11 protein-coding genes, 3 tRNA genes and 1 riboswitch are annotated in these 14340 nt (G+C 60.7%); of the genes, 1 reads left to right on the forward strand and 13 read right to left on the reverse strand.

The annotated features are described in order from the left end of the window. Positions 1–60: 60 nt before the first annotated feature. The 8 genes from mgtE to ltaE all read right to left on the reverse strand — a co-directional run bounded on the left by mgtE (position 61) and on the right by ltaE (position 7891). Entirely contained in the window at positions 61–1503 is a 1443-nt protein-coding gene (gene mgtE / locus POS17_RS22530; RefSeq protein WP_060840590.1) for a magnesium transporter, read from the reverse strand. 410 nt (positions 1504–1913) lie between these two features. Beyond that, a tRNA-Arg gene (locus POS17_RS22535) sits at positions 1914–1990 on the reverse strand. 72 nt (positions 1991–2062) lie between these two features. Continuing rightward, a tRNA-Arg gene (locus tag POS17_RS22540) sits at positions 2063–2139 on the reverse strand. Positions 2140–2246: 107 nt separating this feature from the next. Next, positions 2247–2337, reverse strand: a tRNA-Ser gene (locus POS17_RS22545). A gap of 62 nt (positions 2338–2399) precedes the next feature. Then, positions 2400–2588: a carbon storage regulator CsrA gene (csrA, locus tag POS17_RS31250; RefSeq protein WP_002554426.1), complete on the reverse strand. Its 189-nt coding sequence runs from the start codon at positions 2586–2588 to the stop codon at positions 2400–2402. A gap of 188 nt (positions 2589–2776) precedes the next feature. After that, the gene (locus POS17_RS22555) at positions 2777–4018 is read right to left on the reverse strand and encodes an aspartate kinase (RefSeq protein WP_016968182.1); all 1242 of its coding nucleotides are present in this window, start codon (positions 4016–4018) and stop codon (positions 2777–2779) included. Positions 4019–4115: 97 nt separating this feature from the next. Further along, positions 4116–6740 carry an alanine--tRNA ligase gene (gene alaS / locus POS17_RS22560; protein ID WP_060840592.1) on the reverse strand — a complete coding sequence of 875 codons (2625 nt, stop codon included), beginning with the start codon at positions 6738–6740 and terminating at the stop codon, positions 4116–4118. Between the two features lie 146 nt (positions 6741–6886). Then, positions 6887–7891 (reverse strand): low-specificity L-threonine aldolase, encoded by a 1005-nt coding sequence (gene ltaE, locus POS17_RS22565; protein WP_060840593.1) that lies wholly within the window; start codon positions 7889–7891, stop codon positions 6887–6889. 221 nt (positions 7892–8112) lie between these two features. Next, positions 8113–8283: riboswitch (FMN riboswitch) on the forward strand. Between the two features lie 120 nt (positions 8284–8403). On the opposite strand from ltaE, the gene POS17_RS22570 reads away from it, so the two are divergent. Continuing rightward, positions 8404–8913, forward strand: coding sequence for a 6,7-dimethyl-8-ribityllumazine synthase (locus tag POS17_RS22570; RefSeq protein WP_060840594.1), 510 nt, complete (start codon positions 8404–8406; stop codon positions 8911–8913). 56 nt (positions 8914–8969) lie between these two features. Here the strand turns inward: POS17_RS22570 and astE are convergent, their stop codons facing one another. The 5 genes from astE to astA form a co-directional block, all read right to left on the reverse strand. Next, the gene (gene astE, locus POS17_RS22575; RefSeq protein ID WP_060840595.1) at positions 8970–9980 is read right to left on the reverse strand and encodes a succinylglutamate desuccinylase; all 1011 of its coding nucleotides are present in this window, start codon (positions 9978–9980) and stop codon (positions 8970–8972) included. A gap of 12 nt (positions 9981–9992) precedes the next feature. After that, a complete protein-coding gene (locus POS17_RS22580; RefSeq protein WP_016968178.1) occupies positions 9993–10280 on the reverse strand; it encodes a hypothetical protein in 288 nt (95 codons plus the stop codon). Between the two features lie 61 nt (positions 10281–10341). After that, positions 10342–11688, reverse strand: coding sequence for an N-succinylarginine dihydrolase (gene astB / locus POS17_RS22585; protein WP_060840596.1), 1347 nt, complete (start codon positions 11686–11688; stop codon positions 10342–10344). Positions 11689–11823: 135 nt separating this feature from the next. Then, a complete protein-coding gene (gene astD, locus POS17_RS22590; protein WP_164990750.1) occupies positions 11824–13293 on the reverse strand; it encodes a succinylglutamate-semialdehyde dehydrogenase in 1470 nt (489 codons plus the stop codon). After that, a complete protein-coding gene (gene astA, locus POS17_RS22595) occupies positions 13290–14315 on the reverse strand; it encodes an arginine N-succinyltransferase (protein WP_016968175.1) in 1026 nt (341 codons plus the stop codon). Before astA ends, astD begins: the two co-directional genes overlap by 4 nt. Positions 14316–14340 lie beyond the last annotated feature (25 nt).

Genomic DNA, 14340 nt, shown 5'->3' on the forward strand with positions numbered 1-14340 from the left:
GATAAAAACAACGAAGCGCCATAAAGGCGCTTCGCGGGTTACCCATGCATAAAGGAAGAGTCAAAGCAGGAAGATTGTCGCCAGGCCGAGAAAGATAAAGAAACCGCCACTATCGGTCATAGCCGTAATCATTACGCTAGCCCCCATTGCCGGATCGCGCCCCAGGCGCGCCAGAGTCATGGGAATCAGAACCCCCATCAAAGCTGCCAGCAACAGGTTCAGGGTCATCGCAGCAGTCATCACCACTCCCAGCGACCAGCTCCCGTAGAGCATATAGGCAACAACACCGATCACCCCTCCCCAGACCAGGCCATTGATCAGAGCCACCGCCAGCTCCTTGCGCATCAAGCGCGAAGTATTACCGGTGCTTACCTGATCCAAGGCCATGGCCCGAACGATCATGGTGATGGTCTGATTACCCGAGTTGCCGCCAATACCGGCAACAATCGGCATCAGTGCAGCCAGGGCTACCAATTTCTCGATAGAACCTTCAAACAGACCAATCACGCGCGACGCAACGAACGCCGTGATCAGATTGATGGCCAGCCAGGCCCAACGGTTGCGCAAGGACTTCCAGACCGAGGCGAAGATATCTTCCTCCTCGCGCAGACCCGCCATATTGAGGACTTCGGTTTCACTCTCTTCACGAATCAGGTCGACCATTTCGTCGATGGTCAAACGACCGATCAACTTGTCATTCTTATCGACCACAGGAGCAGAAATCAGGTCATAGCGCTCAAATGCCTGAGCCGCGTCATAGGCATCCTCATCAGGATGAAAGCTCACCGGATCGCTGGCCATGACTTCCGAGACTTGCTTGTCCGGATCATTGACCAACAGGCGCTTGATCGGCAGTACGCCCTTGAGCACACCGTCGTAATCCACCACGAACAGCTTGTCGGTGTGACTAGGCAGCTCCTTGAGCCGGCGCAGGTAACGCAGCACCACTTCGAGACTGACATCCTCGCGGATCGTCACCATCTCGAAGTCCATCAACGCACCGACCTGCTCCTCGTCATAAGACAGCGCAGAACGAACACGCTCACGCTGCTGGCCATCGAGAGCCTCCATCAGCTCATGGACAACGTCTCGCGGCAGCTCGGGAGCCAAGTCAGCAAGTTCGTCAGCGTCCATCTCTTTGGCAGCGGCCAGGAGCTCATGATCATCCATGTCGGCGATCAGGGTTTCACGAACGGAATCGGATACTTCGAGAAGAATGTCGCCATCGCGCTCAGCCTTGACCAATTGCCAAACGGTCAGTCGCTCTTCCAGCGGCAAGGCTTCAAGGATGTAGGCAACGTCGGCAGAGTGCAGATCATCAAGCTTGCGCTGCAACTCGACGAGATTCTGCCGGTGGACCAGGTTCTCGACCCGATCGTGGTGGTGACCTTCCTGACGGTGTGTCAGGTCTTCGACTACCCGCTGGCGCTGCAGCAGCTCAACGACTTGAGCGAGGCGGTCCTGCAGGCTTTCCTGCGTCTTCTTTACTTCTACTTCGGTCATAGGCGAACTCCACTCCCAGCAGAGGAGCACGCCGGAAGGATCAATCAGTCAGTTCATGATTGTGAAAACGGGATACTGAATAACTACTGGGTAAGTCCATGGAGGTATTCCACAAGCCCCGGCGGGGCTGACGGGCGCAATGATACACCCCTTGGCAGCTTTAAACGTTAAAAAATCGTGGCAAGAACAAGCGCTTGCGGCACAAACCTAAGCAGCGTCCGAATCTGTGAAACTGCGACGCCCGCGCCGAAACAGAAAACACATGCCAACAGAAAAAACCTGGAGGCAGGCTGGCTATTCGACTGCCAACGAACCAAGCCGTTCCAGCCCCAAACCGTAAGAAGAGAGATAGATGGGTAAATCGCAGAAAGCAAAAAGCCCGCATCTTTCGATGCGGGCTTTCTGGTGTATGGTGCACTCGACAGGATTCGAACCTGTGACCGCTCGGTTCGTAGCCGAGTACTCTATCCAGCTGAGCTACGAGTGCATTTTGTGTTTTTAGACCAGACCACAACTGGTTGAAGCCAAGTTAACTACATCGCTGCAACTAACTCTTAAATGGTGCACTCGACAGGATTCGAACCTGTGACCGCTCGGTTCGTAGCCGAGTACTCTATCCAGCTGAGCTACGAGTGCATTTGTTGCCGCGCATTATAGGCCGTTTAATCTTCTTGTCAAGCACTTTTTCTAGTAATTTCAACAACTTACAGAAGAAGCCAGATTACAACGTACTAAGCAAATAATGGCGGAGAACGGGGGATTCGAACCCCCGACACCCTTTTGAGGTGTACTCCCTTAGCAGGGGAGCGCCTTCGGCCACTCGGCCAGCTCTCCGCAACACGGGGCGTATATTAACCAGCTTTCTCCCCGTTTGCAAACAAAAAAAACGATAAAAATTAATGGCTTGGTTCTTCGTCCTTCTCTTTCTTTATCCGCAGGTAAATTTCCTCACGGTGAACCGCCACTTCTTTGGGGGCGTTGACACCAATACGCACTTGATTACCTTTGACGCCGAGCACGGTCACAGTGATCTCGCCATCACCAATGATCAGGCTTTCTGCGCACCGACGAGTCAGAATCAGCATACCTATCTCCTCACGCATTACATTTTCAGGGACTACAGTCTGCAAAAAAAAGGGTGTCGGCCTACAACCAGGGCGGCTGCAGTCCTACACGCCTAAGTATTGACTAGCACGGGCAAAAGAACAGTTTTCTCCCGTGCCGATCAAAAACACAAAGGGCGCGGTCAGACCGCGCCCCTTTCAAACACGCATCACTCGCCCTGTCGGGCCGGAGCGTCAAGCTCGAATGCGGTGTGCAGCGCACGTACCGCCAACTCCAGGTACTTCTCTTCAATCACCACCGACACCTTGATTTCAGAAGTGGAGATCATCTGGATGTTGATGCTTTCCTTCGCCAGGGCTTCAAACATCCGGCTGGCTACGCCCGCATGAGAGCGCATGCCGACACCAACGATCGAAACCTTGGCAATGTCGGTATCACCGACCACTTCACGGGCACCGATTTCACGTGCGGTGTTTTCCAGCACGGTCTGGGCAGCCAGGTAGTCGTTGCGGTGAACGGTGAAGGTGAAGTCGGTGGTGTTATCGTGCGAAACGTTCTGCACGATCATGTCGACTTCAATGTTCGACGCGCTAATCGGGCCGAGAATCTTGAAGGCCACGCCAGGATTGTCTGGCACGCCACGGATAGTCAGCTTGGCTTCATCGCGGTTAAAAGCGATGCCGGAAATGATCGGCTGTTCCATGGATTCCTCTTCATCAATAGTAATGAGGGTGCCCGGACCCTCCTGAAAGCTGTGCAACACGCGCAGCGGAACGTTGTACTTGCCAGCAAACTCGACCGCGCGGATCTGCAGTACCTTGGATCCGAGGCTGGCCATTTCCAGCATCTCTTCAAAGGTGATCTTGTCCAGGCGCTGAGCCTTGGGTACCACACGCGGGTCGGTGGTGTAGACACCGTCCACATCGGTATAGATCTGGCACTCGTCAGCCTTCAGGGCCGCGGCCAGCGCCACCCCGGTGGTATCGGAACCGCCACGCCCCAACGTGGTGATGTTGCCGTGCTCATCAACGCCCTGGAAACCGGCAACCACGACCACACGACCAGCCTTCAGATCGCTGCGAATCTTCTGATCATCAATCTGCAGGATTCGCGCTTTATTGTGAGCACTGTCGGTGAGAATGCGCACCTGATTCCCGGTGTAGGACACCGCTGGAATACCGCGCTTGATCAATGCCATGGCCAGCAAAGCGATGGTCACTTGCTCACCGGTGGACACGATCACATCCAGCTCACGGGGAACCGGTATGGCTTCGCCACTGATCTGCTTGGCCAGATCGATCAGGCGGTTGGTTTCGCCACTCATCGCCGACAGCACAATCACCAGGTCATCGCCGGCTTCGCGGAACTTCTTCACCTTGTCAGCGACCTGCTCGATCCGCTCCACAGAGCCGACCGAAGTGCCTCCAAATTTCTGTACGATCAAAGCCATTTTCTAAGCCGCCTCAGCCCGTAAAGGGGCGCCCGTTAAACAATCAAACTGCACAGCGCAAGGACCCGCCACTAGACGACGGGCCCGGCTCGGCGCCTTAAATGCCCTGCTCGACAAATGGAACGGTCAAGGCCAGCGCGGCATCCAGTGCAGCAGCATCAACACCACCGCCCTGGGCCATGTCTGGACGACCACCGCCCTTACCGCCCACTGCCGCAGCGGCTTGCTTCATCAAATCACCGGCTTTGAGTTGGCCAGTCAGGTCCTTGGTTACACCGGCAACCAGTACGACCTTTTCCTCATGGACACTGCCGAGCAGGATCACTGCGCGGCCGAGTTTGTTTTTCAACTGATCCACCAGCGCCAGCAGCGCCTTGCCGTCCTGGCCGTCGAGGCGCGCAGCCAGTACCTTCACGCCCTTGACGTCAGCCGCCTGAGCGGACAGATCGTCACCGGCAGCGCTGGCAGCCTTGGCCTGCAACTGCTCGAGCTGCTTCTCCAGCAGACGATTACGCTCCAGCACCGCCGACAGCTTGTCGATCAGATTGTCGCGACTACCCTTGACCAGGGTCGCCGCTTCCTTGAGTTGTTCTTCCGCAGCGTTCAGGTACGCCAGAGCCGCAGCACCGGTAACGGCTTCAATACGCCGCACGCCCGACGCCACGCCGCCTTCGCTGGTGATCTTCAGCAAGCCGATGTCGCCGGTACGATTGGCGTGGATACCACCACACAGCTCCACCGAAAAGTCTCCGCCCATGCTCAACACACGCACGCTGTCGCCGTACTTCTCGCCGAACAGCGCCATGGCGCCCTTCTTCTTGGCGGTGTCGATGTCGGTCTCTTCGGTTTCCACCGCCGTGTTCTTGCGAATCTCGGCGTTGACGATGTCTTCCAGGGCCTTGATCTGCTCAGGCTTGATCGCTTCAAAGTGACTGAAGTCGAAACGCAGACGCTGACTGTCCACCAGCGAGCCCTTCTGCTGGACGTGCTCGCCCAGCACCTGGCGCAGGGCAGCGTGCAGCAAGTGGGTGGCCGAGTGGTTCAGCGAGGTGGCGTGACGCACGTCGGCGTCGACCTGGGTTTCAACCGGGGCGCCGACGATCAGGCTGCCCTTGGCCAGTACGCCGTGATGCAGGAACGCGCCACCGGTCTTGGTGGTGTCGCGCACATCAAAACGTGCACTGCCGGCCTGCAGGTAACCGCAGTCGCCGATCTGACCGCCGGACTCAGCGTAGAACGGGGTCTGGTCAAGCACCACGACGCCCTCTTCGCCTTCATTAAGGATGTCTACCGACTGCCCTTCCTTATAGAGGGCAACCACTTTGGCCGAACCGCTGGTGGCCTGGTAGCCGGTGAACTCAGTGGCCACATCAACCTTGACCAGGCTGTTGTAGTCCATGCCAAAGGAGCTGGCAGACCGGGCACGCACACGCTGGGCTTCCATCTCGCGCTCGAAACCTTCCTCATCGAGGGTCAGGTTGCGCTCACGGGCGATGTCGCCGGTCAGGTCCATCGGGAAACCATAGGTGTCGTAGAGCTTGAACACCACGTCGCCCGGAACCACCGAGCCGTCCAGTGCGGCCAGATCCTGCTCGAGGATCTTCAGGCCCTGCTCCAGGGTCTTGGCGAACTGCTCTTCTTCGGCCTTGAGCACTCGCTCGATATGCGCCTGCTGGGATTTCAGCTCAGGGAAAGCTTCACCCATCTCGGCAACCAGCGCGGCGACGATCTGATAGAAGAAGCTGCCCTTGGCCCCCAGCTTGTTGCCGTGACGGCAAGCACGACGAATGATCCGACGCAGCACATAACCGCGGCCTTCGTTGGACGGCAGCACGCCGTCGGCAATCAGGAAACCGCAGGAACGGATATGGTCGGCCACCACTTTCAACGAGGCCTGGGCATCGTTGGTGCAACCGATGGCCTTGGCCGCGGCATCCAGCAGGCTCTGGAACAGGTCGATTTCATAGTTCGAGTGCACGTGCTGCAGCACCGCACTGATCCGCTCCAGGCCCATGCCGGTGTCCACCGACGGTGCCGGCAGCGGATGCAACACGCCATCGGCGGTGCGGTTGAACTGCATGAACACGTTGTTCCAGATTTCGATGTAGCGGTCACCGTCTTCTTCCGGCGAGCCGGGTGGGCCGCCCCAGATGTCGGCGCCGTGATCGTAGAAGATCTCGGTGCAAGGACCGCAAGGGCCGGTATCACCCATGGTCCAGAAGTTGTCCGAAGCGTAAGGCGCGCCTTTGTTGTCTCCGATGCGCACCATGCGCTCTGCCGGCACCCCGACCTCTTTGGTCCAGATGTCATAGGCTTCGTCGTCACTGGCGTAAACCGTGACCCAGAGCTTTTCCTTCGGCAGGTTCAGCCACTTGTCGGAAGTCAGGAAGGTCCAGGCGAAGGTGATGGCATCGCGCTTGAAGTAGTCACCGAAGCTGAAGTTGCCCAGCATTTCGAAGAAGGTGTGGTGACGAGCGGTGTAACCGACGTTTTCCAGGTCGTTGTGCTTGCCACCGGCGCGGACGCACTTCTGGCTGCTGACAGCGCGGGTATAGGCGCGCTTTTCCTGGCCCAGGAAGCAGTCCTTGAACTGGTTCATCCCCGCGTTGGTGAACAGCAGGGTAGGGTCGTTGCCTGGGATCAAAGAGCTGGAGGCTACACGGGTGTGGCCTTGCTCTTCGAAGAAGCGAAGGAAGGCTTCACGGATTTCTGCGCTTTTCATTAGGTTCTTCCACGGAGACTGCGGCCAAAGGCCTGTGCGCAACGTCAACAGACGAAACGACGGCAAAGGGCCGCATTATATCGGCGTTAATCACTTGGTACAGCGTGTTTGTACGATACAAACAGTCAATTGGACGGAGAACACTGTCAGTTACGGGAAAACTCGACAAAAGTGCTCACCACCTGCTCGATTTGCCCGGCATCCACGTCCAGATGGGTAACCAGACGCAAGCGTGGCGCCGCGCTGAGCCTGATCCCCCGCTCGGCGGCGAATGCCTTGAGGGCTTCGGCCCGCTCTCCCATCTCGACGTACACCATGTTGGTCTGCACCGGCTCGACACTGTAGCCGGCCTGGCTCAACCCTTGAGCCAGCAATTGTGCGTGGGCATGGTCATCCGCCAGACGCTGCACCTGATGCTCCAGGGCATAGAGTCCCGCCGCCGCCAGGCCACCAGCCTGACGCATGCCCCCACCCAGCATCTTGCGCAGGCGCCGCGCCTTGCCGATCAGCGCTGTGCAGCCGCACAACACCGAACCCACTGGCGCGCCGAGGCCCTTGGACAAGCACACCGATACCGAGTCGAAGTGCCCGGCGATCACCCGGGCATCCACCCCCAGCTTCACCGCCGCGTTGTACAGCCGTGCGCCATCCAGGTGCAGGGCCAGCCCCCGCTCACGGGTGAAGGCTCGAGCCTGGGCCAGGTAGGCCAGGGGCAGCACCTTGCCCTGCATGGTGTTTTCCAGGGCCAGCAAGCGCGTGCGGGCAAAATGAAAGTCATCCGGCTTGATCGCCGCCGCCACCTGCTCCAGGTCGAGGGAGCCATCTGCCCGCAGCTCCAGCGGCTGGGGCTGGATCGAGCCCAACACCGCGGCGCCACCGCCTTCATATTTATAGGTGTGGGCCTGCTGTCCAACGATGTATTCGTCGCCCCGCTCGCAGTGGGCCATCAATGCCAGCAGATTGCTCATGGTGCCGGAAGGCACGAACAGGGCCGCGGCAAACCCCAGACGCCCGGCCAGCTCGGCCTCCAACCGATTGACCGTCGGGTCTTCGCCGTAGACATCGTCTCCGGTACGGGCGCGCGCCATGGCATCGAGCATGCCCGGGGTCGGCTGGGTCACGGTGTCACTACGAAGATCGATCACGCTCATCACATCAGGCTCCAGCTACAGGGGGACACCAGGGTCCACGCTTGGACAGGGGGAATTCCCTTTCGAAGCGAATTACTGCGGCCCTGTGGACGATTAATCAAGCAGCAACTGTAGAAAATCTTGCGCCAGAGGATGAAAAATCCGATGAACATTATCCAAAAGGCGCGATGCTTCCCCGCCAGATCTGTGTTAAAAACTCACCGCCCGGGAAAACCCCGGGCAATCGTTCTCAGGGCGGGGTGCAATTCCCCACCGGCGGTAATTGCGCGCAATGTGCATAGCCCGCGAGCGCTTGGTGACACCCGTGGCAGGTCCACAGGTGCCGACAAGGTCAGCAGACCCGGTGCGATCCCGGGGCCGACGGTCATAGTCCGGATGAAGAGAGAACGGGATTGGCGCCTAAGGGCCGCTGCCAGGCAGACGTGGACTCTCCACGGGAGCTCTGCGCGTACCCTTAAATCCCATTCGATTCATATACGCCCTGTTTTTCATACAAACAGGAGTCAGAACAGATGCAACCCACCGCAATCGATAGCAAAAACAAACACCACCCCAACGAGCGCGTCGCCTTCATCCAGGCTTGCTGGCACAAGGAAATAGTCGACCAGAGCCGTCAGGGCTTTGTCGCCGAAATGCTCGCTCAGGGTTATCAGGAATCCGATATCGACTTCTTCGAAGTCGGTGGCGCCTTCGAAATTCCCCTGCACGCCAAGCTGCTGGCCAAGACCGGTCGCTACAGCGGCATCGTTGCGGCAGGCCTGGTAGTGGACGGCGGCATCTACCGTCATGAGTTCGTCGCCCAGTCGGTGATCAGCGGCCTGATGCAAGTGCAACTGGAAACTGAAGTGCCGGTCTTCTCGGTGGTGCTGACCCCGCATCACTTCCATGCGGGTGAGGAGCACCAGAAGTTTTTCTTCGAGCACTTCGTGCACAAGGGCCAGGAAGCGGCGAAGACCTGCGCCGACACCCTGCACAAGCTGCGCGCCCTGCGCCGCAATGAGCAGCGTGCGGTCGCGGTTTAAGCGTTAGCCCATCATCGGCGAGCCGGCCCCTGCGGGGTTCGGCTTGCCGGCGAACCTCAGGCCAGGCCGTCGGCGGTGGCCGGCACGATCAAAATCCCGGCACGCAAGCCGTTCTTCACCTTGGGGTTGGGGAAAATGATCCGCGCGCCCTCCTCCTCGATCACCCAACGGGTCTGGGCAATGTCCTCGGCCAGCAGGTAACCCACTTCCAGTTCGGAAAAGTTCTCCACGTCCGCCGGCAGGTGCAGGTGGAAGCTGTCGCTGTGCTTGATGACTTCCCGCGCCACGCTGAACAGCTGCAGGCCATCGAGGCTGTCCTGCTCTTGCCCGGGCTCGCTGCCGTCGATGATCTGCTTGAGGCGGGTTTCCAGGCGCTCGACATTGACCCCCTGGTTCTGCCCGAACGGCCGGGCCTTACCCAACTCCAGGGTGAAGGATTCGGCCCCCAGCTGATCGTAGGTGTAGGCGCTGAAGACAATGGAGGGCTTGTTCTGTAGCAGCACCGCTTCCATGCCCGCCGCCCGCAGGCGCGCCAGCTCACGGCGCGAATGCTGACGCCCGTCCTTCCACGGATACAGGGCGAACTGTTCGATCTTCGAACCGCGGATCGCCGTGTGCAGGTCGTAATGCAGGCGCTGGCGCTGCGGCAGACTGAAAAAGCTCGCCGCCAGACGCTCCAGCTCGCAGGCACGCAGGGCTTCGATACCACTGCTCGATTCATGTCGGCCATTGAACAGCCGGTTGACGTCCTGCTCGACAAAACGCTCGCCGCGGCGCATGGCCTCGGGGTTGCCAAACAGGAACAGAATGCGTGCCCGAGGCTTCAGGTCGCCCCGGGCAATGTCGTGCAACAGACGGTCGAGCAGCTCGATGGGAGCCGTCTCGTTGCCATGGATACCGGCTGACAGCAGCAGGTCCAGACCGTTATCGCGAGCTTCGGGCGGCCGGACTTCCAGGGCGCCCTCGCTCAGCCAGCGCATGCGCACGCCGTCGACAGTCAGTTGAGTCTTCTCTGCCGGTTCACGGCCGGCGAGGGTCAGTTCAAGCAGTTTGCCGAGGGCGAGCATAGCGCGGCTTCCTTAGTGAGCGTGGCCGCAGTCGGGGCCATGCACGTGATCATCGTCACCGGCGTCGGCCGGTTCCATTTCCAGTTGCAGGCTGACCAGGTTGGTCGCCAGCGGACGCAGCAGCAGACTGGCGTACTCGTCGTCACCCTCCTCCACGTCCACGCCGATCAGCAGTTGGCCGCGGCCGTCCTGTTGAATCCATACTTCCTTGCCCTGCCACAGCACCGCGAAACGGGTGCAGGAGGTTTGCAGTTGGGTGCCGTCGCTGTCTTCAAGGATCAGCTGCAGGGTATCGCTCATGGGGGTCGTTCTCATCTGGGGTGAAGCGGCACGCCCGGTCGAATGGGCCGGGCGCGGGCTTTCAATTGATCTGGAAGGGATAAACCGCGCCCAGTTTAAGGATTTGCGTCAGTTCATCCAGTGCCGTCCGGCACTCAAGCAGCAGCTGCGGGTCCGCCAGATCGCTTTCGCACAGACGGTCGCGGTAGTGCTTGCCAACCCATTGGGTCAGGGTGTCGTACAACGGCGCGGTCATGATAACCCCAGGATTGACCGCCGCCAGCTCAGTTTCATTCAAGGCCACCCGCAAGCGCAGGCAAGCCGGGCCACCGCCGTTCTGCATGCTCTGCTTGAGATCGAAGACCTTCACTTCACGGATCAGTCCGCCCGAGCTGGTGAGGCTTTGCAGGTATTGCCAGACGCGCTCGTTGCCGCGGCACTCCTCCGGCACGATCAGCAGCATCGAACCATCGGCGCGGGACAGCAGCTGGCTGTTGAACAGGTAGGAGCGCACGGCGTCTTCCACCGTCACTTGCGCGCGCGGCACGCAGATCGACTGGAAGTTGCCGCCGCGCCGACCCAGCTTGCCCTGCAGCTCGGCGAGCATCTTCTCGGTCTCGAGGAACGCATCCTCGTGATAGAACAGCACCTCGCCATTGCCCACCGCGATCACATCGTTGTGGAACACGCCCTGATCGATCACCGATGGATTCTGCTGGGCATAGACCACGCCCTCCTCGCTCAGGCCATGCAAGCGAGCCACGGCTTGCGAGGCTTCCAGGGTCTGGCGCGCAGGGTATTTCTGCGGTGCCGGGTAACGGGTATCGAACGCGCTGCGACCGAAGACGAAGAACTCGACACCGGCCTGGCCGTAATCACGGCAGAAGCGCGTGTGGTTGGCCGCGCCTTCATCGCCGAACTGCGCCACCGCCGGCAACGCGGCGTGATGGGCGAAGTGTTTCTGGTCGGCGAACATCGCCCCCAGCACGCGACTGGTGGTCGGGTGCTCGATGCTGCGATGGTATTTGCAGTTCAAGTTGGCGGCGGTGAAATGCACGCGGCCATCGGCGGTGTCAGCACTCGGGCTGACGGTGGCGGCGTTGGCCACCCACATGCTCGATGCCGAGCAACTGGCGACTAGCAGTGGCATGGCCTGCTTGGCGGCTAGCTGGATGACCTGGGCATCAGTGCCGGCAAAACCCAGTTTGCGCAGGGCCGCCACGTCCGGGCGCTCTTGCGGGGCGAGCACGCCTTGCTGAAAGCCCATGTCCATCAGCGCTTTCATTTTCGCCAGGCCTTGCAGCGCCGCTTCCTTGGGATTGGAGCCCTGCTGGCTGTTGCTCTGGGAGGCCACGTTGCCGTAGGACAGGCCGCCATAGTTATGGGTCGGCCCCACTAAACCGTCAAAATTGACTTCATAGGATTTCATCAGCGAGGCTCCACGAATCTGTTTGTTATAGGCATCGGTATCTACACATGGCGAACGCAGTGCGCTCGCTCGCCGGCAAGCCGGCTCCCACAGCGTTCTGCAGGAGCCGGCTTACCGGCGAAAAGGCCACGCCAGTCAGGACAAGCGCACACCCGGCGTCAACGCGCTCGGCAGCACCAGGCTCGGGGTTTCCAGGGAAGCCACCGGGTACGCGCAGTAATCCGCCGCGTAATAGGCACTGGCCCGATGGTTGCCCGAAGCACCCACCCCACCGAACGGCGCGCTGCTGGCGGCGCCGGTCAACTGCTTGTTCCAGTTGACGATGCCCGCCCGGCTTTCCAGCCAGAACTGCTGGTAGCGCTCGGCGGAATCCGACAACAGGCCGGCAGCCAGGCCGTACTGAGTGTTGTTGGCCTCGGCAATCGCCCCATCGAAATCAGCGTAGCGGATCACTTGCAGCAACGGCCCGAACAGCTCTTCATCCGGACGCTCAGCCACCGCCGTCACATCCAGAATGCCTGGGGTCAGCAAGGCGGCCTGAGCCTGGGGTTGGGTCATTTCCAGCAAGGCCACGGCGCCATTGGCCAGCAGTTGCCGTTGCGCATCCATCAGCGCGCGAGCGGCGCCCAGGGAAATCACCGAGCCCATGAACGGCGCCGGCTGCTGGTCATAGGCACCCACATCGATGCTCGCGCTGACTGCCACCAGGCGCGCCAGCAACCCATCACCCCAGGCGCCTTGCGGCACCAGCAGGCGGCGGGCGCAAGTGCAGCGCTGACCGGCCGAAATGAAGGCCGACTGGATGATGGTGTACACCGCCGCGTCCAGGTCAGCGACCTGATCCACCACCAGCGGGTTGTTGCCGCCCATTTCCAGCGCCAAGATCTTGTCCGGACGCCCGGCGAACTGCTGGTGCAGATGATTGCCGGTGCGGCTGGAACCGGTGAAGAACAAGCCATCGATACCCGGATTGGCGGCCAGCGCGATACCGGTTTCCCGGGCGCCTTGCAGCAGGTTGAGGACGCCTGCCGGCAAGCCGGCTTCGATCCAGCACTGCACCGTCAACTCGGCGACTTTCGGCGTCAGCTCGCTGGGCTTGAACAGCACGCTGTTACCGGCCAGCAGCGCGGGAACAATGTGCCCGTTGGGCAGGTGCCCAGGGAAGTTGTAAGGGCCGAACACCGCCACCACGCCGTGGGGCTTGTGTCGCAGCACAGCGGTGGCGTCGCCCAAAGGGCCGCTCTTCTCGCCAGTACGCTCGCGGTAGCTCTGCACCGAGATGGCGATCTTGTTGACCATGCTGGTGACTTCGGTGGCGGCTTCCCACAGCGGCTTGCCGGTTTCCTCACCGATGCAGCGGGCCAGTTCGTCGGCACGCGCCTTGAGCGCAGCGGCAAAGGCTTCGAGCACACCGATACGCTCCTCCAGGGAACGCTTGGCCCAGGCCGGAAACGCCTGGCGGGCGGCCTGCACGGCGCTTTCCACTTGCGCGGCAGTGGCACCGTTGCCGGACCAGATGACCGCCTGGGTCACCGGATTGACCGAGGTGAAGGCTTCGCCCTGGCCGGCCAGCCATTGGCCAGCGATGTACAGCGTGCTCATTATTTCGACTCCCGAGAAGCAGACAGCGGAACCGCGCGGACCTGGTCGCCGGCGTTGAGTTGCAAGCGCTTGGCGGTCAGGGGATCGACCACCAGGGTGCCCGCGGCAAAGCGTGCCGGCGCCGCGGTAATGCGGCAGTCCTCGCGCTTGCGGTTGTGGATCAGGAACGGCGTGGCGTCGTCGCCCGGGGTGCCGATGGCCAGCACCAGCGCCTGGCTGTCACGCACCGCGCGGATCTTGCTGGTTTCGCATTCCACCGCCGGGCCGGCATCGAAGATGTCGACGTAGCCCTGGTAGCTGAAGCCTTCGCTCTTGAGCATGGCCAGGGCCGGCTCGGTGTCGGTATGAACCTTGCCGATCACGTTGCGCGCATCCTCGGACAAAAAGCAGGTGTACAGCGGGAACTTGGGCATCAGCTCGGCGATGAACGCCTTGTTGCCAACCCCGGTCAGGTAGTCGGCCTGGCTGAACTCCATCTTGAAGAAGTGCCGACCCAGGCTTTCCCAGAACGGCGAGCGGCCATTCTCATCGGACATGCCGCGCATCTCGGCAATGATCTTGTTGCCGAACAGCTGCGGGAACTCGGCAATGAACAGCATCCGCGCCTTGGCCAGCATGCGGCCGTTGAGGCCGGTGCGGTAATCGGCGTGAAGGAACAGCGAGCACAGCTCGGAGTTGCCGGTCAGGTCGTTGGCCAGGAACAGCGTGGGGATCTCGCGGTAGATGTTCAGCTCCTGGGAGGCGCTGACCGTCAGGCCGACCCGAAAGTTGTACCAGGGCTCGCGCAGCCCGACGGCACCGGCGATGGCGGAAATGCCCACCACCCGGCCGTTGTCGTCTTCCAGCACGAACAGGTAGTCCGCATCGCCGCGCTCGGCTTCGCCGCGAAAGGTCTTTTCCGCCCAGCCGACCCTGTGGGTCAGGCGCTCTTCGTTGGCCGGCAAGGTGGTGAGGCCGGTGCCGGTGCTGCGGGCCAGGTCGATCAGCGCGGGTAAATCGCTGCTGCGTACGGGACGAACGATCATGCTATCTCCTCAGACGCAGGCCGCT

This window comes from Pseudomonas sp. Os17 (assembly GCF_001547895.1).
GTDB lineage: Bacteria > Pseudomonadota > Gammaproteobacteria > Pseudomonadales > Pseudomonadaceae > Aquipseudomonas.